The 23,065-nt window shown below is 68.6% G+C and carries 19 protein-coding genes; 15 read left to right on the plus strand and 4 right to left on the minus strand.

Going from position 1 to position 23,065, the window contains the following annotated elements:
* The first annotated feature begins 11 nt into the window (after positions 1-11).
* The 3 genes from KXS11_RS01330 to KXS11_RS01340 all read left to right on the plus strand — a co-directional run bounded on the left by KXS11_RS01330 (position 12) and on the right by KXS11_RS01340 (position 4,621).
* A complete protein-coding gene (locus KXS11_RS01330) occupies positions 12-1,043 on the plus strand; it encodes a glycerophosphodiester phosphodiesterase family protein (protein ID WP_437384123.1) in 1,032 nt (343 codons plus the stop codon).
* Between the two features lie 55 nt (positions 1,044-1,098).
* Positions 1,099-3,564: an ATP-dependent helicase gene (locus KXS11_RS01335; protein WP_437383647.1), complete on the plus strand. Its 2,466-nt coding sequence runs from the start codon at positions 1,099-1,101 to the stop codon at positions 3,562-3,564.
* Positions 3,565-3,634: 70 nt separating this feature from the next.
* On the plus strand, positions 3,635-4,621 hold the full coding sequence (locus KXS11_RS01340) for an SseB family protein (protein WP_437383648.1): 987 nt from the start codon (positions 3,635-3,637) through the stop codon (positions 4,619-4,621).
* On the opposite strand, the gene KXS11_RS01345 is transcribed toward KXS11_RS01340, so the two are convergent.
* Together KXS11_RS01345 and KXS11_RS01350 are read right to left on the minus strand one after the other, a co-directional pair.
* The gene (locus KXS11_RS01345; RefSeq protein ID WP_437383649.1) at positions 4,548-6,143 is read right to left on the minus strand and encodes a hypothetical protein; all 1,596 of its coding nucleotides are present in this window, start codon (positions 6,141-6,143) and stop codon (positions 4,548-4,550) included. The two genes, KXS11_RS01340 and KXS11_RS01345, sit on opposite strands and share 74 nt — an antisense overlap.
* A 111-nt stretch (positions 6,144-6,254) precedes the next feature.
* Complete coding sequence (locus KXS11_RS01350; RefSeq protein WP_437383650.1) at positions 6,255-7,052, minus strand: oxygenase MpaB family protein; 798 nt, start codon at positions 7,050-7,052, stop codon at positions 6,255-6,257.
* Between the two features lie 159 nt (positions 7,053-7,211).
* Here KXS11_RS01350 and sucC point away from each other — a divergent pair, with 159 nt between their 5' ends.
* The 6 genes from sucC to KXS11_RS01380 all read left to right on the plus strand — a co-directional run bounded on the left by sucC (position 7,212) and on the right by KXS11_RS01380 (position 13,860).
* Positions 7,212-8,375 (plus strand): ADP-forming succinate--CoA ligase subunit beta, encoded by a 1,164-nt coding sequence (gene sucC, locus KXS11_RS01355; protein ID WP_437383651.1) that lies wholly within the window; start codon positions 7,212-7,214, stop codon positions 8,373-8,375.
* A gap of 14 nt (positions 8,376-8,389) precedes the next feature.
* The gene (sucD, locus tag KXS11_RS01360; RefSeq protein WP_437383652.1) at positions 8,390-9,280 is read left to right on the plus strand and encodes a succinate--CoA ligase subunit alpha; all 891 of its coding nucleotides are present in this window, start codon (positions 8,390-8,392) and stop codon (positions 9,278-9,280) included.
* A 126-nt stretch (positions 9,281-9,406) separates the two neighbouring features.
* On the plus strand, positions 9,407-10,684 hold the full coding sequence (locus tag KXS11_RS01365; RefSeq protein ID WP_437383653.1) for a cell division protein PerM: 1,278 nt from the start codon (positions 9,407-9,409) through the stop codon (positions 10,682-10,684).
* A 9-nt stretch (positions 10,685-10,693) separates the two neighbouring features.
* Entirely contained in the window at positions 10,694-11,320 is a 627-nt protein-coding gene (gene purN / locus KXS11_RS01370; protein WP_437383654.1) for a phosphoribosylglycinamide formyltransferase, read from the plus strand.
* Positions 11,317-12,918, plus strand: coding sequence for a bifunctional phosphoribosylaminoimidazolecarboxamide formyltransferase/IMP cyclohydrolase (gene purH, locus KXS11_RS01375; protein ID WP_437383655.1), 1,602 nt, complete (start codon positions 11,317-11,319; stop codon positions 12,916-12,918). Before purN ends, purH begins: the two co-directional genes overlap by 4 nt.
* 255 nt (positions 12,919-13,173) lie before the next feature.
* Complete coding sequence (locus tag KXS11_RS01380; protein WP_437383656.1) at positions 13,174-13,860, plus strand: hypothetical protein; 687 nt, start codon at positions 13,174-13,176, stop codon at positions 13,858-13,860.
* A gap of 28 nt (positions 13,861-13,888) precedes the next feature.
* Here KXS11_RS01380 and KXS11_RS01385 read toward each other — a convergent pair whose 3' ends face one another.
* Entirely contained in the window at positions 13,889-14,263 is a 375-nt protein-coding gene (locus tag KXS11_RS01385; protein ID WP_437383657.1) for a hypothetical protein, read from the minus strand.
* Positions 14,264-14,432: 169 nt separating this feature from the next.
* On the opposite strand from KXS11_RS01385, the gene ddaH reads away from it, so the two are divergent.
* The 6 genes from ddaH to KXS11_RS01415 all read left to right on the plus strand — a co-directional run bounded on the left by ddaH (position 14,433) and on the right by KXS11_RS01415 (position 22,743).
* Positions 14,433-15,644 carry a dimethylargininase gene (gene ddaH / locus KXS11_RS01390; protein WP_437383658.1) on the plus strand — a complete coding sequence of 404 codons (1,212 nt, stop codon included), beginning with the start codon at positions 14,433-14,435 and terminating at the stop codon, positions 15,642-15,644.
* A gap of 88 nt (positions 15,645-15,732) precedes the next feature.
* Entirely contained in the window at positions 15,733-16,047 is a 315-nt protein-coding gene (locus tag KXS11_RS01395) for a hypothetical protein (RefSeq protein WP_437384124.1), read from the plus strand.
* A gap of 501 nt (positions 16,048-16,548) precedes the next feature.
* Complete coding sequence (locus tag KXS11_RS01400; protein WP_437383659.1) at positions 16,549-18,381, plus strand: ABC transporter ATP-binding protein; 1,833 nt, start codon at positions 16,549-16,551, stop codon at positions 18,379-18,381.
* On the plus strand, positions 18,378-20,198 hold the full coding sequence (locus KXS11_RS01405; RefSeq protein WP_437383660.1) for an ABC transporter ATP-binding protein: 1,821 nt from the start codon (positions 18,378-18,380) through the stop codon (positions 20,196-20,198). Before KXS11_RS01400 ends, KXS11_RS01405 begins: the two co-directional genes overlap by 4 nt.
* Before the next feature lie 96 nt (positions 20,199-20,294).
* A complete protein-coding gene (locus tag KXS11_RS01410) occupies positions 20,295-20,972 on the plus strand; it encodes a LuxR C-terminal-related transcriptional regulator (RefSeq protein ID WP_437383661.1) in 678 nt (225 codons plus the stop codon).
* On the plus strand, positions 20,965-22,743 hold the full coding sequence (locus KXS11_RS01415) for a sensor histidine kinase (RefSeq protein WP_437383662.1): 1,779 nt from the start codon (positions 20,965-20,967) through the stop codon (positions 22,741-22,743). The genes KXS11_RS01410 and KXS11_RS01415 overlap by 8 nt, the downstream gene beginning before the upstream one ends.
* Before the next feature lie 10 nt (positions 22,744-22,753).
* Here the strand turns inward: KXS11_RS01415 and KXS11_RS01420 are convergent, their stop codons facing one another.
* On the minus strand, positions 22,754-23,062 hold the full coding sequence (locus KXS11_RS01420; RefSeq protein WP_437383663.1) for an MGMT family protein: 309 nt from the start codon (positions 23,060-23,062) through the stop codon (positions 22,754-22,756).
* Positions 23,063-23,065: the final 3 nt, after the last annotated feature.

The raw sequence follows: 23,065 nt of genomic DNA on the forward strand, positions 1-23,065 counted from the left end.
GTCGCGTGCGCATCGATTCGCTTCCTCGCCCGCTCGTCATCGGCCACCGCGGGGCACCCGGGTATCGCCCAGAACACACCGAGTCCTCCTACGCCCTCGCCTTCGCGCTCGGCGCCGACGCCGTCGAGCCCGACATCGTCGCATCGAAGGACGGCGTGCTCGTGCTGCGGCACGAGAACGAGATCTCAGGCACGACCGACGTCGCCTCGCGACCCGAGTTCGCCGAACGTCGGACGACGAAGACGATCGACGGCGACGAACTCACCGGATGGTTCACCGAGGACTTCACCTGGGCGGAACTCGCCACCCTGACGTCCCGGGAGCGCATCGCCGAGATCCGTCCGGCGAGCGCGAGTTTCGACGGGCGTTCCGGCATCCTCCGCTTCACCGACCTCGTCGACCTCGTACGTACCGCCGCGACCGACCTGGAGCGTCCGCTCGGCATCGTCGCCGAGATCAAGCACGCGAGTCATTTCGCCTCGATCGGCCTCCCGCTCGACCGGTTGCTGGCGGAGGAGCTGGCCGCGACGGGTTTCGGCGCGGTCCCGGAGGAGGAACCGCTCATCGTCGAGTCCTTCGAGAAGTCGGTGCTGCTGCAGCTGCAGGCGAGGGGCGTCGTCGCGGAGTACGTATACCTCATCGAGCGATCCGGGCGCCCGAGCGATCTCGTCGCGCGCCTCGGGGACGCGGCTCCCAGCTACGCGGATGCGATGCGCGACGAGGGTCTGGCGCAGCTCGCCACCGAGATCGACGGCGTCAGCGTCGACAAGGCGATGCTCATCGACCTCGACGATGCCGGGACGGCGACCACGACCGACCTCGTGCAGCGCGCGCACGCCGCCGGATTGCGCGTGTACACGTGGACGCTCCGCCCGGAGAACCGGTTCCTCGCGCCGCCGTTCCGGCTGGGCGACGACCCGGCAGCGCACGGGGACTGGGCGGGGGAGTTCGCCCTCGTGCTCTCGAGCGGTGTCGACGGCTTCTTCGTCGACCAGGCCGACCTCGGGGTCTCGGCGCGCGAGGAGGGTACAGCCCGCGGCTGAGCGGGCACGCTCCGTCCGGCCGATGTCGGACGCAGCGCCTAGACTTGCTGGCGTCATGGCGAGCTCTCCTTCTTCGAACGCCGACGCCGCACAGCCGGTGATCGTCGACTGGCCCACAGCAACCGTCCCCGGGGCTTCCTCCGGCGCGCAGCCGGGCGGTAGCCGCCTGCTGGAGGGGCTCAACCCCCAGCAGAAGATCGCGGTCGAGTACCGCGGTCAGGCGCTCCTCATCGTCGCGGGCGCCGGCTCCGGCAAGACGAGCGTCCTGACCCGTCGCGTCGCGCTGCTGCTCGAACAGCGTGAGGCGTGGCCCAGCCAGATCCTCGCGATCACCTTCACGAACAAGGCGGCCGCCGAGATGCGCGAGCGGGTCGAGGCCCTCGTCGGGCAAGCCGCGCAGGGCATGTGGATCTCCACCTTCCACTCCGCGTGCGTCCGCATCCTGCGTCGTGAGGCCGAGCACTTCGGCTTCACGAAGAACTTCACCATCTACGACAGCGGCGATCAACGCGCGCTCCTCAAGCGCATCATCAAGGAACTGGAGGCCGACGCCTACGGCTTCACCCCGTCGAACGCCTCCGCGAAGATCTCGAAGCTCAAGAACGAACTCTCCGACGTCGACTCCTACTCGCGCACGATCAACACGAACGACCCGCAGGAGCTCGTGTTCCTGCAGATCTTCCGGAAGTACACGAAGGCGCTGGCCGACGCGAACGCCTTCGACTTCGACGACCTCATCAGCCAGACGGTCTTCCTCTTCCGCGCGTTCCCCCATGTGGCCGCGCAGTATCAGCAGCGCTTCCGCCACATCCTCGTGGACGAGTACCAGGACACGAACCACGCGCAGTACTCGCTCATCCGCGAACTCACGCGTGCACCGGAGGCCGGGACCGACCAACTCTCGATCACCCGCACCGAGGGTGCCTCCCTCACCGTCGTGGGCGACTCGGACCAGTCCATCTACGCGTTCCGCGGTGCCGACATCCGGAACATCACCGAGTTCGAGCGTGACTTCCCGGGTGCCAAGGTCGTCCTCCTCGAGCAGAACTACCGATCGACGCAGAACATCCTCTCGGCGGCGAACGCGGTCATCTCGAACAACTTCGACCGCAAGGATAAGAAGCTCTGGACGGCCGTCGGCGATGGCGAGAAGATCGTCGGCTTCACGGGATACTCAGGCCACGATGAAGCCCAGTTCATCGCCGACGAGATCGAGAAGCTGCGGAGCTCGGGCACGAACTACGGCGACATCGCCGTGTTCTACCGCACCAACGCCCAGACGAGGGCGCTGGAGGAGATCTTCATCCGGGCAGCGCTGCCGTACCGCATCATGGGCGGCACGAAGTTCTACGAACGCGCCGAGATCAAGGACGCCCTCGCGTACCTGGTGTCTGTGGCGAACCCGGCCGACATCATGGCCTTGCGGCGCATCCTCAACACTCCGAAGCGCGGCATCGGCCCGGCCACGGAGACGGCGCTTGCGAGCTTCGCAGAGAACAACGGTGTGAGTTTCCGCGAAGCCATGCGTCGAGCGGACGCCCTCGGCCTCGGCCCGAAGGTCACGAACGCCATCCTGCAGTTGTCGGCGCTCCTCGACGAAGCCCAGGCCGCGCTCGACGAAGCGGCGGCGGCCGACCGCAGCACCGCCTCGGCGACCGCCGTCGGTGACGTGCTCTCACTCCTCATGACGAAAAGCGGCTACCTCGACTCGCTCCGCATGAGCCGCGACCCCCAGGACGAGGCGCGAGCAGAGAACGTCGATGAGCTCATCGCGGTCACGAAGGAGTTCGCGAAGAACAACCCCGACGGCGGGATCATCGACTTCCTCACCGAGGTGTCGCTCGTCGCGGCCGCCGACGACCTCGACGATGCGACGGGCAGCGTCTCCCTCATGACGCTGCACACTGCGAAGGGGCTCGAGTACGACGCGGTCTTCCTCACCGGCATCGAAGAGGATCTCCTGCCGCACCGGATGTCGGCGAACGAGCCCGGTGGTCCCGCCGAGGAGCGTCGGCTGTTCTACGTGGGGATCACGCGGGCCCGGAAGCGCCTGTACCTGTCACTCGCGATGACTCGGGCGCAATATGGAGAGACCGCCGTCGCGATGCCGAGCAGGTACCTGCAGGAGATCCCGGCCGAGCTCATCGAGTGGCGTCAGTCGCCCGGAACGGTGAACGGTCGTGGGGGCACCCAGTCGCGGGCGCTCAATGCGCGGCGGGCACCGTCGAGCGACCGCTGGTCCGTGCGCGCGCTCCCTGAGGGGGCGTCTGCCGGCGACACCCGGTTCTCCGGCGGCACCAAGACAGAGACCACGTGGGCGAACCGCATCACGGCGAAGGTCCGCGACAACGGCGACCTCGAGCTCGCACCTGGCGACCGCATCTCGCATGCCGACTTCGGCCTGGGGCGGGTCAACGCCGTCACGGGCGAGGGCGCGAAGCGGATCGCCCACGTGCAGTTCGATTCCGCTGGGGCCAAGAAGCTGCTCATCAAGATCGCTCCCATCGAGAAAGTCGAGTGAGGCCGTGCCCGCCGGGTTGCCGGCGGGCACGGGTTCCTCTGCCGTCATCGAGCATCTAGGCTGAGGAATCATGGCTCTGTTCTCCAAGCGCAACGCGCCCGACGCCCGATCCGACGCCGCAGAGGCCGTGCCCTCCGCTCCCGAGCCGGAAGTGGCTGCGGAGCAGGCCGAAGCCGTGCCGCACGTTCCGATCTCGGTGACCACCGTCTCATCGGCTGCGCGGACGCCTGAGGCCCCGATCTCGGTGCCTGCTGCCCCCGTCGCGCCAGCATCGAATGCCGAGCCGGACGCGAACGTCGACCTCGCGCAGGCGCTCACCGCACTCGCTGAGGGCGGTGACGAGCGGGCGATGCTGCACGTCCTGCGTCAGAGCATCCAGGGCAAGCTCCTGCTGTCGACGAACCTGGACGGCGTCTCCGCTGAGGATCAGGCGGCGGGGCGGGTGCCGCTCGGCGTGCACCGCGACCCTGAGGGAGCGGTGTACCTGCTCGCCTTCACCTCGCACTCGGAGCTGGAGAAGACCCGCACGGCGGAGGGCCCCGTCACGGGTGTCGTGGTCTCCGCGCTGTGGGCCCTGCGCCAAGCCGGAGGTGAGGGGTACGCGGGCATCGTCCTGAACCCTGCCGCCGGCAAGGCCAGCGTTGTCGTACCGAAGACCCTCATCGCCAGGTTGTTCGGTGACGGACAGAACAACGACCTCGCCAAGGAGGCGCTGGCCCAGCCTCGCGACGCCGACGCCCTCGAACAGCTCGTCGCCGCCCTGGCTGCGCACGGGGCATTCGTCGCCGGCCGCGCCGAGCTCGACGAGGAGGGCAATCGGAAGAGCATCGGCATCGCCGAGACCCGTCTCGGCGACCGCCGCCTGCTCGAGGTGTTCACCGCTCCGATCGAGATCGCCGCGCTCGGACGCGGCGACGACGCGTACCACGTGACCGCTGCCGAGCTGGCGTCGGCGCTGCGGAGCGACGAGGGGATCACCGGCATCATCGTGAACCCGGCAGCGCCGTGGCTCGACGTCGACCGCGCCCAGCTCGCCCCCTTGCTCGCCGTGGATTGAGACCTGAGGGCTGTCGCACGGCTGGGAACACCCGACCGCGCAGTGCGAGCAACAGCACGCCGAGCGCGAGGGCTGTGGCCGATGCGATCGCGAGCGTGATCATCGTCGCCTCGTCCGTTCCGGTCTCCGCGAGACGGGGCTCGGCGATCATCGGCTTCGCCGGTTCCTCCGCCAGCGTCGTCTCCGAGTCGACGCCGAAGGCGGAACGCCAGGGCAGGATCATCCCGCCGCCGTCCTCAGGAGCCGTGTCGCTCGGTTCGATGCGCTCGACCCAGACGTAGTAGCCGGACTCAGGGAGGACGCAGGACGGCGTCGTGTAGTCGCCGGGCCCCTGGTCGATCGTCGTGACGACTTCGCACACGACCGGTGCCCCGATGGGCGTCTCCGGAGACTCGACGGGCGCTTCGCCGAAGGGCCCGAGGAGTTGGCTCCGGACGGTCGCGGCGATCGGCGTGTACGGTCCGCCGTCCGGCCCCACGACGCCCCACTCCGAAGCGAGTCCTGTGCCCGTGGCGATGCCGACCGACAGGTGGTCGACGATCTCCGTTCCAGGCACGGCCATGGCGTGCGACGTGGTCGTGACGACGACCGGCTGGAACGGCAACGGCGTCGGTCGTGTGCGATCGGCCACCGCCTCGGCTGCGGCCGAGATCGGTCGGGCGACGAGCACGCTCTGGACATGGTCCTGACTCAGCGCGATCGTGAGCCCGGAGCCGTACGGGAGCTCGCCGTAGCTCGCGCTCGCTGAGAAGGAGACGACGGCGCCGTCCGCGCTCGGGATGATGCGGTGCGCCTCCCCGTTGTCGAGCTCCTTGACGACCTCGCCGTCCTCGAAGCTCGCGCCCTCGAGGGTGACCGTGGCGGCGTGTGTTCCCGGCGGAAGGGTGGTGATGCCGGAGGAGATGGAATCCACCGCCAGCTCGGTGCGGACGAGGTCGTATCCGTCGTCGCCCCGATCGAGGTGCACGCTCGCGTTCGCGCCACGACTCGCGCCTCCCGGGCCGTCGGCGGCCGCGAGCATCTCGTTCGCACGGGCCAGGACGCGGCCTGCTGCGGCGCCGGCTCGCGCCGCGATGCGTTCTGGCGTCTGGCCGTTCAAACCGGTGATCATCCAGGTGGCGAGTTGGCCTGCGGCGGCCTCGTCCGCATCCTGGCTCGCACCCCAGTTCCGCGACAGGTAGGCGAGCCGAGCGGCGTCCTCCGGCGTGAACCAGCCGAGTGACTCGCCGTCGACGTGCTCGTAGCTGTGCCCGGGCGGGATCGGCAGGTCGAGGTTGATGCAGAAGCCGACCGTGCCGTCGTCGAAGGCCCAGGAGCCGAGCCATCGACCGTCTGTGGCCGAACGGTGGCCGAAGCCGACGCCGGTGGCGGTGAGGGCTGCGGCGGGGGAGGCCGCGCCGAACACGACGCCGAGCAGCATCGCGAGGAGGACAGGGAGCGCTGCGAGGAGGTGACGCAGCGTGGGGCGACGGTGGAGCGGTCGCCGCCTCGTGAGCAGGCTGGAGGAGATATGGAGTGTCATGGCTCCATGGTGGGATTTCCGTCGGTTCCGGTTGCCGGCGCTGAGCCCGAATGTGGACAGGTCGCGAAGCGGCCACCCCTGTGGAAGACCCTCGCCCGATCGGCGCGAGTGCTAGCGCTCCGAACGCTCATCTGCGCGGTTGCGCTCGCGCATCGCCCGCAGATACCAGGCCGACGGCGCTGCCCGGAGTGTGCGTGGGAGGCGCGGCCACACGGCTCGGGCCACCGCCACGCGGCGGTCGTAGCGTCGCTGCTGTCGGTCCGTCCACCGGAACCCGTACGCGGCACGCAGGCGCTCCGGCAGGAGCCCGGCGGTCACGAGGCGCACGAGGGGGAGGAGCGCACGCACGAGCGGCGGGGCGGCCCGTGCGGTGAGCAGCTGTGCTGCGACGTGCCGCGCTTCGTCGCTGACGTCGAGCGCGTCGAGCCGCGCGGTGAAGTACTCGTCGAAGGCCGACCTGCTCGCCGGCCATCGGTCGGGTGGCAGCTGGAGGCTCGTCCCGACGATGGCGTACTCGCGGTGCAGCCGTTCACGCGAGGCGTCGTCGAGCGTGCCGAAGACCAGCTCGAACACCTGTACAGCGGTGTCGTAGAGCGTCGCTGCGACCCAGAGCTGTGCGTCTGCGTGGAACGCGGAGTACGCCGGTGCGGCCTCACCGCTGTGCGCGCGCACCGGGACGTGCGCCCGGTTGACGCGTCTCGCCGCGATCCGCTGCTCCTCCGGGGTACCCAGTGCGAGCGCGTAGACGAAGGTGAGGGTGGCGTGCAGACGATCGAGGGGACGCACGCTGAAGTCGCTGTGACGGGCCACACCGGCAGCCACGGCGGGGTCGGCGATCTGGAGCAGGATGGCTCGGCCGGCGCCCGCGACGAGGATGCCTTCGCGCGCGAGGTCCGCCATGCCGGTCATGCTGCGACCCTAGCCGTTCACACTGAACGTCCGGTTGGGGCGCGTCGCTCGGGGTAGAGTCGTCACTGGCCCTTTTTCTCTCGCCGCCGAGATTACGCGCGGCCGAAAATCGCCACGACAATCACAGCAGAACGCGCGAAGCGCGGATGGGAATGACACGTGGATCTTTACGAGTATCAGGCACGAGACCTGTTCGAGAAGTACGAGGTGCCGGTGCTCGCCGGCATCATCGCCGACACCCCCGACGAGGTGCGCGTTGCAGCTGAGAAGCTCGGTGGCGTCGTCGTCGTCAAGGCTCAGGTGAAGGTCGGAGGCCGCGGCAAGGCCGGCGGCGTGAAGGTCGCGAAGACCCCCGACGAGGCATACGAGGCCGCTCAGTCGATCCTCGGACTCGACATCAAGGGCCACACCGTCAAGCGCGTCATGGTCGCGGCCGGCGCCCGCATCGCGCAGGAGTTCTACTTCTCCGTGCTGCTCGACCGGGCGAACCGCTCCTACCTGTCGCTCACGAGCGTCGAGGGTGGCATGGAGATCGAGCAGCTGGCGGTCGAGAAGCCTGAGGCACTCGCGCGCATCGAGGTCAACCCGCTGACGGGCGTCGACAAGACGACCGCCGTCGAGATCGCCAAGGCTGCGAACTTCCCCGAGGAACTCGTCGACCAGGTCTCCGACGTCTTCGTCAAGCTCTACGACGTCTACAAGGGCGAGGACGCGACGCTGGTCGAGGTCAACCCGCTCGTCCTGACGGAAGAGGGCCGCATCGTCGCCCTCGACGGCAAGGTCTCGCTCGACGAGAACGCCGGATTCCGCCACCCGCACCACACCGAGCTCGAGGACACCGCAGCCGAGGACCCGCTGGAGCTGAAGGCCAAGGCGAACGACCTCAACTACGTGAAGCTCGACGGCGAGGTCGGCATCATCGGCAACGGCGCTGGTCTCGTCATGTCGACGCTCGACGTCGTCGCCTACGCCGGTGAGAATCACGGCGGCGTCAAGCCCGCCAACTTCCTCGACATCGGCGGCGGCGCCTCGGCCGAAGTCATGGCCGCCGGCCTCGACGTCATCCTCGGCGACGCGCAGGTCAAGAGCGTGTTCGTCAACGTCTTCGGCGGCATCACCGCGTGCGACGCAGTCGCGAACGGCATCGTGAAGGCGCTCGAGATCCTCGGCGACGCCGCGACCAAGCCGCTCGTCGTCCGTCTCGACGGCAACAAGGTCGAGGAGGGACGCGCGATCCTGAGCGCTGCAGCCCACCCGCTGATCACGCTCGCCGCAACCATGGACGAAGGCGCCGACAAGGCCGCCGAGCTGGCTTCGAAGTAAGGGATCGCACAAGAATGTCTATCTTCCTCAACAAGGACTCCAAGGTCATCGTCCAGGGCATCACCGGCGGCGAGGGCACCAAGCACACGGCGCTCATGCTGAAGGCCGGCACCCAGGTCGTCGGCGGCGTGAACGCTCGCAAGGCCGGCACGACGGTCACCCACGACGGCGGCGTCGAGCTGCCCGTGTTCGGCACGGTCGCTGAGGCGATCAAGGAGACCGGCGCGGACGTGTCGATCGCCTTCGTGCCGCCGGCGTTCACCAAGGACGCCGTCATCGAGGCCATCGACGCCGAGATCCCGCTGCTCGTCATCATCACCGAGGGTGTCCCGGTCGGCGACTCGGCCGAGTTCTGGGCGTACGCGCAATCGAAGGGCTCGAAGACCCGCATCATCGGTCCGAACTGCCCCGGCATCATCACGCCAGGTGAGTCGCTCGTCGGCATCACGCCCGCGAACATCGCCGGCAAGGGCCCCATCGGCCTCGTGTCGAAGTCGGGCACGCTCACCTACCAGATGATGTACGAGCTGCGCGAGATCGGCTTCTCGACCGCCATCGGCATCGGCGGCGACCCGATCATCGGCACGACGCACATCGACGCGCTCGCCGCGTTCGAGGCCGACCCCGAGACCAAGGCCATCGTCATGATCGGTGAGATCGGTGGCGACGCCGAGGAGCGCGCGGCCGACTTCATCAAGGCGAACGTCACGAAGCCGGTCGTCGGCTACGTCGCGGGCTTCACCGCGCCCGAGGGCAAGACGATGGGCCACGCCGGCGCGATCGTCTCGGGCTCCGCAGGCACCGCGCAGGCGAAGAAGGAGGCCCTCGAGGCCGCCGGCGTCAAGGTCGGCAAGACGCCGAGCGAGACCGCCGACCTCATGCGTGAGGTCATCGCCGGGCTGTAGTCCGCCCGACACCAGCATCGACCGCGACGCGGCGCCCCGAAACGGGCGTCGCGTCGCGTCGTTCACGCCGGGGTGTCCGTGCGCCTGCCGGGTGCTGTCCGATGCTGCGGGTAGGGTCGAAGTCGCATGAATCGTCTGACCGTCGCCCTCCTCGCCGCCCTCGATGCCGCCATCGCCGTGGCCATCGGCATCGGCGTCGCACTCGTCCCCCTGCTCGCCCTGTGGGCGCTGCACTTCCAGCTCGAGGTGGAACCCATCGCCCTGTGGCGCGGTGCTGTCGACATCTGGACGCTCGGCAACGGGTCGAGCATGCGCATCTCGCTCGACACGGCACTCGTGACGCAGCTGGGACTGCCGTCGTCGGTGGAGCCGTTCCTGGTCTCGCTCGCGCCGCTCGCCTTCTCCATCGGAACGGTGCTCTTCGGCGTGCGCACCGGCTTCCGGGCTGCTCGCAGTCGGTGGTGGCAGGGTGCGGTCGTCGTGTCGGTCCTCGTCTTCGGTCTGCTGTCGCTGCTCGTCACCCTGTCGGCGCTACACCCGGCCGTCCGCCCGTCCATCGTGCAGGGCACGCTCGCGCCGACGGTGAGGTTCGCGGGCGGCGTCGTCGTCGCGGCCCTGTGGCTGCGGTTCCGCGAGCAGGAAGCGGCCGATCCGGTCCTCGACGGCCTCCGGGCGCTGCGCGACCGGTTCCCCGACGACTGGCGTCCGGTGCTCGTGACCGCGCTGCGCGGTGGGCTCATGGCGGCGGTCGCGCTCCTCGGCGTCGCGGCCGTCACGACCGCGCTGGTCATCGCCGCCGGCTACGGCGCGATCATCTCCCTGCATGAGAGCGCCCAGTTCGGTGCGCTCGGAGGTGCGGTCGTGACCGGCGCCGAACTGCTCTACCTCCCCAACCTCGTCATCTGGACCGCGAGCTGGGTCACCGGAGGCGGGTTCGCGATCGGAACCGGGACGTCGATCTCGCCGATGGGCACCCTGGTCGGACCGATCCCCGCAGTGCCGGTGCTCGGCGCGCTGCCCACGGGGGAGAGCAGTTTCGGGTTCGCCGTCCTCATCGTCCCGATCATGATCGGGTTCGCGTCGGCCGTCGTGCTGCGTCGTCGGCTGGCGCACGAACTCGACGGGCGCGGCGGGCTCGCGCGGCTGCTCGTCGCCGGGATCGGCATCGGCGTGGTGGCGGGCATCATCATGGGGGTGCTCGCAGCGGTGTCCGCTGGTGCCGCAGGCCCCGGTCGTCTCATCGACGTCGGCCCCGACGGCTGGGTCACCGGCTTCTGGACGGCTGCGACCGTCGGGATCGCGGCAGTGGTCGGTATGGCGGCGGGTCCGGTGCACGTCAACGAGGAGGACCGCCTGCCGGAGCTCCACGAGCCGTCGCCCGGTCGAGGTGCCCGCGAGCGATAGGATGCTCTGGTGCTGTCACTCGTCGTGCTGATCTCCGGTGGCGGATCCAATCTCCGCGCCCTCCTCGAAGCTTCTCGCGACGCGGATTTCCCCGCTCGCGTCATCGCCGTCGGCGCGGATCGCGAGGCTGACGGTCTGGCCCACGCCGAGGAGTTCGGCATCCCGTCGTTCACGGTCCCGTACTCCTCGTTCGACTCTCGTGCCGAGTGGGGTTCGGCGCTCCTCGAGCAGATCCGCGTCTGGAACCCGGACGTCCTCGTGTTGAGCGGCCTCATGCGTCTCCTGCCTCCGGTGATCGTCGACGCCCTGTCGCCGCGGATCATCAACACCCACCCGGCCTACCTGCCCGAGTTCCCTGGCGCCCACGGCGTGCGCGACGCACTGGCTGCCGGTGCCGAGCAGACCGGCGCATCGATCATCGTCGTCGACAACGGTGTCGACGCCGGCCCGATCATCTCGCAGGAGCGCGTCCCGGTGCTGCCGGGAGACACCGAGCACAGCCTGCACGAGCGCATCAAGCCGGTCGAGCGTCGTCTGCTCGTGCAGGCCGTGCGCGATCTCGCCACCGGAACCATCGACCTCGAGGCGCTCTCCAACGCGCCTCGTCCGCCAGCAGAAGGAGCACCACAGTCATGAGCGGTCCCAGCCACGACCACAGCCTCTATCGTGAGCGCGATCTCGTGCCCGTCCGTCGGGCCCTGATCTCGGTCAGCGACAAGACGGGCCTGCTCGAGCTCGCCGAGGCGCTCGCCACAGCCGGGGTCGAGATCGTCTCGACGGGTTCGACCGCTGCGACGATCCGTGGCGCCGGCCACCAGGTCACCGACGTCTCCGAGGTCACCGGGTTCCCCGAGTCGCTCGACGGCCGGGTGAAGACCCTGCACCCCTCGGTGCACGCCGGTCTGCTCGCGGACCTCCGGCTCGAGTCGCACGAGGCCCAGCTCGCCGAGCTCGGTATCGAGCCGTTCCAGCTCGTCGTCGTGAACCTGTACCCGTTCGTGGAGACCGTCGCGAGCGGTGCCGAGGGTGACGACGTCGTCGAGCAGATCGACATCGGCGGCCCCGCGATGGTGCGTGCGTCGGCGAAGAACCACGCGAACGTCGCGATCGTCGTCTCGCCGGAACGCTACGGCGTGATCGTCGACGCGGTCGCCGCCGGCGGAACGACCCTGGCCCAGCGACGCTCGCTCGCTGCGCAGGCCTTCGAACACACCGCGTCCTACGACGCCGCCGTGTCCGCCTGGTTCGCCAGCACCGACGAGGCCGAGGCCTTCCCGAGCACGCTGACCGTCACCGGTCGCCGTGAGGCGGTGCTCCGCTACGGCGAGAACTCGCACCAGGCTGCTGCACTGTACGTGCGCCCGGGTGGCACCGGTATCGCTCAGGCGACGCAGCTGCACGGCAAGGAGATGTCGTACAACAACTACGTCGACGCCGATGCCGCGGTGCGTGCCGCGTACGACTTCGCGAACCCCGCCGTCGCCATCATCAAGCACGCGAACCCCTGCGGCATCGCGTTCGCGAACCCGAAGGCGCCCGACCCGATCGCGTCGGCGCACCGTCGCGCGCACGAGTGCGACCCGGTGTCCGCATTCGGCGGCGTCATCGCCGCCAACCGCGTCGTCACGCTCGGCATGGCCGAGACCGTGAAGGAGATCTTCACGGAGGTGCTCGTCGCCCCGGGCTTCGAGGACGCAGCGCTCGAGGTGCTGAAGACCAAGAAGAACCTGCGTCTCCTGCAGCTGCCGGAAGGCTTCGCCCGTGAGGAGCGCGAGGTCCGCCAGATCTCCGGCGGCCTGCTCTACCAGGACGCCGACCGCTTCGCCGACGACCCGCAGGACACCGCCAAGGGCTGGACGCTCGTCACCGGTGAGCCGGCGGACGAGGAGACCCTCCTCGACCTGATCTTCGCGTGGAAGGCCTGCCGTTCGGTGAAGTCCAACGGCATCCTCCTCGCCAAGGGCAGCGCGAGCGTCGGCGTCGGCATGGGCCAGGTCAACCGCGTCGACTCCTGCCACCTCGCGGTCAGCCGCGCGGGTGACCGGGCAGCGGGCTCGGTCGCTGCCTCGGACGCCTTCTTCCCGTTCGCGGACGGCCTCCAGGTGCTCCTTGACGCCGGCGTGCGCGCCGTCGTGCAGCCGGGTGGCTCCGTCCGTGACGAGGAGGTCATCGCTGCGGCGCAGGCTGCCGGCGTGACCATGTACTTCACCGGGGAGCGTCACTTCTTCCACTGACACGCTATCCGCGGTGACCGCGGAACCCTGTCCTCCGTTCAACGGCGTCCGACCTCTCTGGTCGGACGCCGTTGTGTCGTGCCCGTGCTCAGATTTGGAAGTGCAATTGAAGCCCAGGCAACGATCGTCGGTCTTTTGAATAAAATATGTCAAACACCTATCTGGAATGCTATATTGCTAGTTGGTCGCCTCGCGAAACTCCTCAGCGATCCGCGTTTGAGGGCGTGGTGGCCGACCTAGTCACAGGGAAGTGCGATGAAACTCAAGACCATGTCTGCGGCAACGGTAAGCCTCATTGCGGGCGCCCTCGTCCTTGGCGTTGGCGGTACGTGGGCAGGTGCGACAGAGCAGGATCCAGTTCACATGTTCGTGCGAACGGATGGCGAGTTGGTGGATGTTCAGGATGAGTTCGAGAGGTACGCGGTTGCGCTGCCGAATCCAGCTCCAGATCGGCAGAGCAATGACGGGGCTTCGAGACTGATTGATTTCGGGCAATGGGTCTCGTGCTTCAGTCTGAATAACTCGCAAGACGTCTACGCCTCATACACGCACTGGTGGAATGGATCCGGGCACGATGTTCGACTTAAGTGCGGCCAGGGTGACAGACATTCAGGATGGGGCTACAAGCACATTCGCGACGGCAAGGAAGCGGACTGGCAAGCCAAGCTCGATGGTGCGAGGGGAGCTGGCTGGGTGCCTGGGTCTCAAGGAGTTGAGTCGTGGGATGACCTCATGGCTGGTGCGGCTGCATCTGCCGTCACCTTTCCGGAGTACAAGGGTGGCAATGCGATCAACAACACATCTTGTGGCGTTACAACGATCTACTTCGGGCGGGTCAGCAACCCCGAGCAGGTTGTGTATTCATTCCGCGTACGGGCCGCTTGGGCGAATGACAGTGACCGATTGATCACTGCGTTTCCGCAGAGCGGTGAAAGCTGCTGAGGAGGCTGTCTGAAGGCTCGGTGGTCGGCTACTCGGCCAGGAACGCGCCGACGACGTCGAAGTCCGGCCAGAGCTGCTGCTGGACGTGAGCCAGCAGCTCGTTCCCGATCTGCATCCACTCATCGCGGCTTGCGTTGTCACACCAGTTCGCGTGCGAATCGTGGTGCGCCTGCCAGAATTCGCCCCAGCGTGTGAGTTCTTGCCACAGGTGGTCGGTGAGCGCGATCGAGTTGCGATCAACCGGATCATGGTCCCCGTTGCGGGAGCTCCAGAGGACGGTTGCACTCGTCCAGTCCGGATGCATCTCGATCCTTGGCAGGCTGCGGTCGCGTCTCCGTGCGGCGCGCTGAACCACTTCGTCGACCGAGGCGTAGTGGGGGACCTCGAGCTCTTCCTGAGTCACGGGGTCGATGGTCCAAGAGCCAGGTTCCATACGAGGACGCTACACGGCTGGATCACGTCGACGTCCGGCTGGGCCTGGTCGAGGAATCCTGGGCAAGCTCTTGGCGATCTCCCAGCGGCGTCGGCCCTTCTGGCCGACGCCGCTGCGCGGTTCCCGGTACGCTCGTCGGATGACTTCCACCTGGAGCCGCAAGCTCATCGCCTCAGCCGCCGCAGCGCTCGCCACCATCGTCGTCGGTTACCTGGGGGTCATGTTCGTCACCTTCGTGGGCTACCAGTTCGCTGGCACGATCTTCGCCCAGGCGAGCCCGTACTTCTTCGAGAGCACGATCATCACCTTCTTCCTGGTGCTGATCCTCGGGGTGCTCGGCCTGTTCCGCTTCCGACTGCTCGCACTGCTCGGGGGAGCGGCGCTCGCGATCATCGGTGCGCTCCTCGGCCTGATCGTGCAGGTCGCGACCACCGGTCAGGCGATCGACGGCACCGTCCTCGCCAGCATCTTCGCGACCCTGGTCAGCTTGAACCTCGTCTTCGTCGTGGTCATCGCCCTGTCGGCCGCATTCATCGGCTACCCGGTCTACCGACTCGTCATCCGCACCCAGGCGTCCGTCCTCGCCGAGGACCGCCGTGTCGCACTCGTCCGCATGCCGGCCTCCAATCTTGCCGAGGGCATCGTCACGCACCTCGACCGCACGCCGATCGACTCCGAGCTCGCAGACCAGCAGTGGGATGGCTATGTCGCAGCCTTCGACGCCGCCGGTTGGGAGACCAAGGAGGTCGCCTGGGCTGAGCAGCTCGCCGACTCCGTGTTCATCGAGGACGCGGTCATCGTGTTCGGCGACCTTGCCGTCGTGACCCGCCCGGGTGCGGAGAGCCGTCGTCCCGAAACCGTGGCTGCAGAGACCACGGCACGTGAGCTCGGCCTGCAGATCCGTCGCATCGAGGGCGAGGGCACCCTCGAGGGCGGCGACGTCCTCCAGGTCGGCGACACCGTGTTCGTCGGCCGCAGCGGCCGCACCAATGCCGAGGGCGTCCGCCAGCTGCGCGGCATCCTCGCACCGCTCGGCCTCGACGTCGTCGCCGTCCCCGTGACGAAGGCCCTGCACCTGAAGTCCACCGTCACCGCCCTGCCCGACGGCACCGTGCTCGTGCACCCCGACCTCGTCGACGACGCGTCGTTCTTCGGGCGCCACCTCGTCGTCCCGGAACGCGAGGGTGTCGCCGTCGTCGCCCTCTCCGACGACACCGTGCTCATCTCGGCGGCCGCGCCCCAGACGGCGGCGCTCCTCGAAGACCGCGGCTACACGGTCGTCCAGGTCGACATCAGCGAGTTCGAGAAGCTCGAGGGCTGCGTCACCTGCCTGTCCGTCCGGATCCGCTGAGCCCACCGTGAACGATGCAGCGGGAGCACGTGGTGGCCGGGATCTGAGCCGGAGGTCCGTCGCCCAGCGACTGGACATCCCGCTCGAGATGGCGAGGCACCACGGCATCCCGCCGTTCTGGTCGGCGGAGCAGCTCGCTGCCTTCGAGGCGGACCCGCCCGCCTGGTACGTGCAGTCGCGCGCCAACCGCACGGGCAAACGCCCGGTGTGGGTCGAGTTGCGCTGCACCATCTGCGGCACGAGCGAGACGCTCCGCCCGAAGAAGTGGTGGCCCGAGTTCTCGATGGTGAGCTGCTCGTGGCACGGCGCGGACGAGCTGCCGCCGGTCCCGTCGGGCTTCCGTCGGCGCGAAGTGGACGGCATCGGGGCATTCGTCGGCATCGTCGACGAACCCACCGCCTGACATCCCGCCACCGCGACATCGCGCCCACCCTCGATCCGTGCACCTGCATGGATCGCTTGCGGCCGAGCGAGCAACTGCCATAGTCTGGTCTGCTGCACCGAGCCTCGTTCACCGTGGTCGGCTGCCGTCCGCTGCCGGGTGCGACCTGTACACCCCTCCTGCGGCTCTCGCCCCACAGGATGAGGAGGATGTCATGACGCTCTCGAACCCCACCGCGCTCGCGCCCACGGTCTCTCGCGCACGCATCGCCTCCGGCCGCCCCGCCGACGCCGACGCTCCCGCGCCGCACTAGACGGCCGACACTCCAGCACACCATCCGCCCGGCTCTGCGCCGATTCAAGCCGCCGACTCAATCCGCCGATTCGATTCCGCCGGTTCAATCCGGCTCCGGGCCCGTCACCGGATGCTGCGACATCGCTCAGCGACCTCGCCGTCCGGCCGTTTCATGACCATCTCCCGTTGACGTCCGTCGTCGACGACCTCTCGCAAGGATTTCCTGCAATGACCTCGACCGGCGAAGAACGCCGTCCTGTCCAACCGCGCCAGAGCACCTTCCGTGCCCTGCTGCGGATCTACCCCTACGCGAAATCGGCGATGCCGAGGATCGTGCTCGGCATGGTCGCCGCGCTCGGTGCCGGCCTCGTCGCGCTCGCCATCCCGCTCGTCCTGCAGTCCCTCGTGGACGGACCGCTATCCTCGGGTGACGCATCACAGATCTGGCCCTCGGTGTTCCTCGTGCTCGGTCTCGGCGTCGTCGAGGCGATCATGATCGCGCTCCGCCGGTGGTTCGTCCTCACACCGGGTACCCACGTCGAGGCGCGCATGCGGAACGCGCTGTTCGCGAAGCTCCAGGACCTGCCCGTGAACTTCCACGACCGCTGGCAGAGCGGGCAGCTGCTGTCGCGTGCCGTGAGCGACCTGGGCCTCATCCGCCGATGGATCTCCTTCGGCTTCGTCCTCCTCATCGTCAACGGTGTGACGATCGCGGTCGGCGCGGTGATCCTCTTCACCTGGAACTGGCTGCTCGGGCTCATCTTCATCGCCCTCGCGATCCCGGTGTGGATCTTCGGATTCCTGTTCGAGGGCAAGTACTCGGTCATCGCACGCCGCAGCCAGGACCAGGCCGGCGACCTCGCGACGGCGGTCGAGGAGTCCGTTCACGGCATCCGCGTCCTGAAGGCCTTCGGTCGTGGCAAGCACGCACTGAAGAACTTCGCCTCGCAGGCCGAAGACCTGCGCGGGACGGAGATCGAGAAGGCGAAGGCCATCGCCGGCATCTGGTTCTGGCTGGTGCTCCTGCCGGACATCGCCTTCGCACTGTGCCTGTTGGCGGGCATCTGGTTGGCCTCGATCGGTGAGCTGACGGTCGGGCAACTGTTCGCGTTCTTCGCGACGGCCACGGTGCTGCGGTTCCCGATCGAGTCGATCGGGTTCCTCCTCGCGATGACGTTCGACACACGGACGGCGACAGACCGCTACTTCGAGGTGCTCGACTCGGTGAACACCATCACCGACCCCGAACACCCGGAGCATGTAGCGGAGCCCCACGGTGAGCTCGTCTTCGACGACGTGCACTTCCGCTACCAGGACTCCCCGGAGCGCTTCCCCGACCTGGTGAACGGGGTCACGCTGCGGCTGGAGCCCGGCGAGACCATGGCGCTCGTCGGCCTGACCGGTTCCGGCAAGTCGACGATCACGGCGCTCACGACGCGCCTGTACGACGTCACGGGCGGGCGCATCCTGATCGACGGCGTCGACATCCGATCGCTCACGCGGGAGGAACTGCGCCGGCACATCGCGATGGCGTTCGAAGACGCGACGCTCTTCTCCGCGAGCGTGAAGGAGAACGTGCTGCTCGGTCGCGAGGATCTCGACCTCGACTCGCCTGAGGCAGACCGCGTCCTGCGCGAAGCCCTCGACATCGCCCAGGCGGGCTTCGTCGCCGAGCTGCCCGACGGGGTCGACACGACGGTCGGGGAGGAAGGGCTCAGCCTGTCCGGTGGACAGCGTCAGCGTCTCGCGCTTGCGCGGGCCGTCGCCGCGCGTCCCGCCGTGCTCGTGCTCGACGACCCGCTGTCCGCGCTCGACGTCGACACCGAGGCCCTCGTCGAGGCGGCGCTGCGACGCGTGCTCGCTTCGACGACCGCCCTCATCGTCGCGCACCGCCCGAGCACCGTCATGCTCGCCGACCGGGTCGCCCTCCTCGAGGACGGCCGCATCACCGCTGTGGGACGTCACACCGACCTCCTGCAGCAGAACGAGCACTACCGCTACGTGATCTCGAGTCTCGAAGACGATGAACGCGAGACCGCCCGACAGGAGGTGAACCTGTGACCCCGCCGACGACCGTCCAGGGAGTGGAGGGTGAGGAGCGCAACGACCTCACCCGTGAGGAGTCCGCCCACATCAGGCGCCGTTCGTTGCGCCTGCTCGGGTCCCTGCTGCAGCCGTTGCGTCTCCGCGTCATCGCCGCGATGGCGATCGTCGTCGTGTCGACGGCCGCCCAGGTGGCCGGCCCCGCGCTCATCGCGCTCGGGATCGACCAAGCGCTCCCGGCGATCCTCGAGCGTGCCGACTGGATGCCCACGATCCTCATCGTGGCGGTCTACCTGTTGTCGGGTGCTGTCGGAGCGCTCCTCATCTCCTGGTACACGGTGCTGGCCGCGCGGATCAGTCAGGCGATCCTGATCGACCTGCGGAAGCGCGTGTTCCTGCAGACCCAGAAGCTGAGTCTCGACTTCCACGAGAGCTACACCTCCGGGCGCATCATCTCGCGGCAGACGAGCGACCTCGATTCCATCCGCGAACTGCTCGACTCCGGCATCAACCAGCTGGTGTCGGGTGTGCTCTACATGGGCTTCACGGCGGTCGCCCTCGTCCTCGTCGACTGGGTCAGCGGTCTCGTGCTCCTCGGGGCGATCATCCCGCTCGCGGTGCTCACCCGGTGGTTCCAGATCCGCTCGCAGAAGCTCTTCCGGGAGTCTCGCGTGGCGTCGGCGAAGCTCATCGTGTTCTTCGTCGAGGCGATGACCGGTATTCGCGCCGTGAAGGCGTTCCGCAAGGAACGTCGCAACGAGCGTGCCTTCGGTGAGCTCGTCGAGGACTATCGCGACGTGAACGCCCGTGTCATCCAGCTGTTCGGTGTCTTCGACCCGGGTCTCGTGTTCATCGGCAACGTGTCGGTGGCGGTCGTGCTCCTGGTGGGCGGCTTCCGCGTGGCTGACGGGCAGCTCGCCATCGGTGCGCTGCTCGCAGCGTTGCTGTACACGAGGCGCTTCTTCGACCCGATGGAGGAGATGGCGATGTTCTACAACTCCTACCAGTCGGCCGCTGCCGCGCTCGAGAAGATCTCCGGCGTGCTCGAGGAGCGTCCGAGTGTTCCCGACCCGGTGAAGCCGGTGGACCTCTGGACCTCGCGGGGGCGGATCACCTTCGACGACGTGACGTTCGCGTACGCCGAGGACCGGGTGATCCTGCCGAGGTTCGACCTGGAGATCCCCGCCGGGCAGACCATCGCGCTCGTCGGAACGACCGGTGCAGGCAAGTCGACGTTGGCGAAGCTCATCAGCCGGTTCTACGACCCGTCGGACGGAGCGGTACTGCTCGACGGCATCGACCTCCGGGACCTGCACCCGAAGGACCTCCGCCGAGCCATCGTCATGGTCACCCAGGAGGCGTACCTGTTCTCCGGCTCGGTCGCCGACAACATCGCGCTGGGCAAACCCGAGGCGAGTCTCGACGAGATCAAGGCGGCGGCGAAGGCCGTCGGCGCCGACACCTTCATCGAGGCGCTGCCGAACGGGTACGACACCGACGTGAACAAGCGTGGCGGGCGGGTCTCGGCCGGCCAGCGGCAGCTGTTGTCGTTCGCCCGGGCGTTCCTGGCCGACCCGGCGGTCCTCATCCTCGACGAGGCGACGGCATCGCTCGACATCCCGAGCGAACGACTCGTGCAGGACGCACTGCAGACCCTGCTCGCCGACCGGACGGCCATCATCATCGCGCACCGTCTGTCCACCGTCGCGATCGCCGACCGGGTGCTCGTCATGGAGTACGGCCGCGTGATCGAGGACGGCGCGCCGGCGGACCTCATCGGAGGGAGCGGTCGCTTCGCCGCCATGCACGCCGCCTGGCGGTCGTCGCTCGCCTGATCGGACGCCCGGTCGGGTGCGTGCTCGGGGGTGCACCACGCGGTGCACCCCCGAGCGCACTACACCTGTCGTCCGATTAGCTGCGACAATGAGCGCATGGTCAGTGAGGAATCACGCGCACTGCGCGTCGCCGTCGCGGACGACGCCGTGCTCCTTCGGGAGGGTGTCGCGCAGATCCTGAAGGCGAACGGGCACGAGGTCGTCGCGTCACTCGGTTCGGCTGCTGAGCTCCTGGAGCAGATCCACGGCGGGCTCGCCGTCGATGCCGTGGTGCTCGACATCCGTATGCCACCGACGCACACCGACGAGGGCATCGTCGCACTCGAAGAGCTCCGGGCGAGCGGCTTCACCGCCGGCGTCCTGCTGCTCAGCACCTACGCCGTCCCCGCCTACGCCGTCAGGGCGCTCGGCTCCGGCAACGGGACCGGGTACCTCCTGAAGGACCGCGTCTCCGACTCCGGAACGCTCGTCGCCGCCGTGGAACGCGTGGCGGCGGGGGAGTCGGTCGTCGACCCGGAGGTGGTGTCCCTGCTCGTGGCGGAACGCACCCGCTCCGACGGCCTCGACCACCTGACCGAGCGCGAGCGCGAAGTGCTCACCCTCATGGCCGAGGGGCGGTCGAACTCGGGTATCGCGTCCGCGCTCGTCGTGAGTCTCAAGACCGTCGAGGCGCACATCAGCCGCATTCTGGCCAAACTCGGGCTGGAGGACTCTCCGGCAGACCACCGCCGCGTGCTCGCGGTCGTGCGTTGGCTGGAACACACGGATGTCTAAGGTCCGCTCTCGCGGACGCGCCACCTCTCTGCCGCGACCGGCCCCGGTCGGTGTCGGACGTGCACCCTGGCCGGTGCGACTGCTGATCCTGTCGGCGGCGGCGCTTGTCTGCGTCCTGTCGATCGTGTTCGGCGTCATCCGTCCGGGCGTCGGTGACGGGAACGAGCTGGCGTGGCTGATCGGGCACCTCGCGGCGTTGATCGCGTCAGGGCTCGTCTGGTGGTTGGCGCCGACCTCGACCCCCGCGTGGGTCATGGTCGGCTACGTGCTCGCCGAGACCGCCTACATGTGGGCGTACGGTGTGGACGCAGGGTGGCTCTGGCCACTGCTGATGTGGATCTCGGTGCTGCCGGGGGTCGTCCTGGTGTGGTTGGCGCTCGCCTTCCCCGCCGGACGGCTGCGCCGAGGATTCGACCGGCGTCTCGTCGTCACCGCGACCGCCTACCTGCTGTGCTCTGCCACGGCGACACTGCTGCTCCGACCGGACTACCCGCTCGATGCAGCGCACGAGCCGAGCCCGTACGCGGTCCTCGCGAACGCAGACGTCGCGGAGGTCCTGGCCCAGGTGCACGCGGGCGTGATGGGCGCGTTCGCCGCCGTGGTCGCGGGCGTCGTCCTCCTGCGCTGGGCCCGGAGCAGCGGTGCCGCGCGCCAGGTCGCCTTCATCATGCCCGTCGCGTTCGTGCTGTGGCTCGTCATCGGCATCGTCTGGACGTTGGCCCGCTTCGGTGAGTGGCCGAGCGAGCTGCGGCTGGCGGTCGAGGACCTCAACGTCCTCTCGGTCGCGTTCGTCCCGGCCGCCTACGCCACCGGTCTCGTCAGGATGCGTGCGATCCGCGCCCGTGCTGTCGACCTCGTCCAGACCGGCGAGATGACGGACACGGGGCACGACCGCTGGGACAGCTCGGTGAAGACGGTCCTCGGCGACCGCACCGCCCGCCTGGTCTGGCCAGGGTCCCATCGCCCGACCGACGGCGATGCGCGGGGTCGAGCCATGTCGAGCGTGGGGGACGCCGATGCGCCGCTCGTCTACATCGAGCACGATGCGGCCCTCCTCGACAACCCGCAGCTGCTGCGATCCGTGTCCGCGTCGCTGCGGATCATGATCGACAACGAGCGCCTGACCTCCGAGCTGCGGCAGACGCTCCGCGAGGTCAGCCGCTCCCGTCTGCGGATCGTCCAGGCGGCCGACGAAGCGCGTCGGCGAGCGGAACGCGACCTGCACGACGGGTCGCAGCAGCAACTGTTCTCTGTGGCGCTCCGACTGCGCATGGCGAGTGACGAGGCCCGCGCCCAGGGGCAGTTCGCCCTGTCGGAGGGGCTCGAGACCACGATCGACCAGCTCGCCAGTGCGATCAAGGAACTTCGTGAGCTCGCCAGAGGGCTGCATCCCGCACTGCTCGCCGAGGGCGGGCTCGCGCCGGCGCTCGCCGAACTCGGACGTCGGTGCACCGTCGTCACGCGGGTGACCGTGGAGCTGCGGGATCGACCGAAGCAGCTCATCGAGTCGACGGTGTACTACTTCGTCTCAGAGTGCCTCGCGAACGTGACCAAGTACTCCTTGGCCACCGCGTGCGAGGTCGTCGTCCGGGACGACGCAGACGGCGGGCTCGTGGTCACCGTGGCTGATGACGGCATCGGGGGAGCCGACCCGGCCGCGGGCAGCGGCCTGCGCGGACTCGCCGACCGGATCGACGCGGTCGGCGGCTCGATGGAGGTCGTGAGCCCGGGCGGGCACGGGACCGTCATCACGATGACCCTGCAGGGCTGACTCCCGCCGGTCAGTGCAGCAGGGCCTCACGACCGAGTCGGTACCGACCGCCGCTCATCCTGACGACAGGGGTCCCTTCAGCCTCGTAGTGCTCGAGGGCTCGCTCCTCGTGACCGAGCGGCGGGAACCCACCTGAGCGGACGACACGCCACCACGGCACCGAGTGGCCGTAGTGCGCCATCACGCGGCCGACGCCACGTGCCGACTTCGATCCGATGATCGAGGCGACCTGGCCGTAGCTCAGTGCGCAGCCCTCGGGGATGTCGGCGACGACAGCGAGCACGGCCTCGGCGAAGGCGTCCGCCGAGTCGGACGTCATCGC

It is taken from the genome of Plantibacter flavus (genome assembly GCF_051487245.1).
In the GTDB taxonomy this organism is placed as follows: Bacteria; Actinomycetota; Actinomycetes; order Actinomycetales; family Microbacteriaceae; genus Plantibacter; species Plantibacter flavus_B.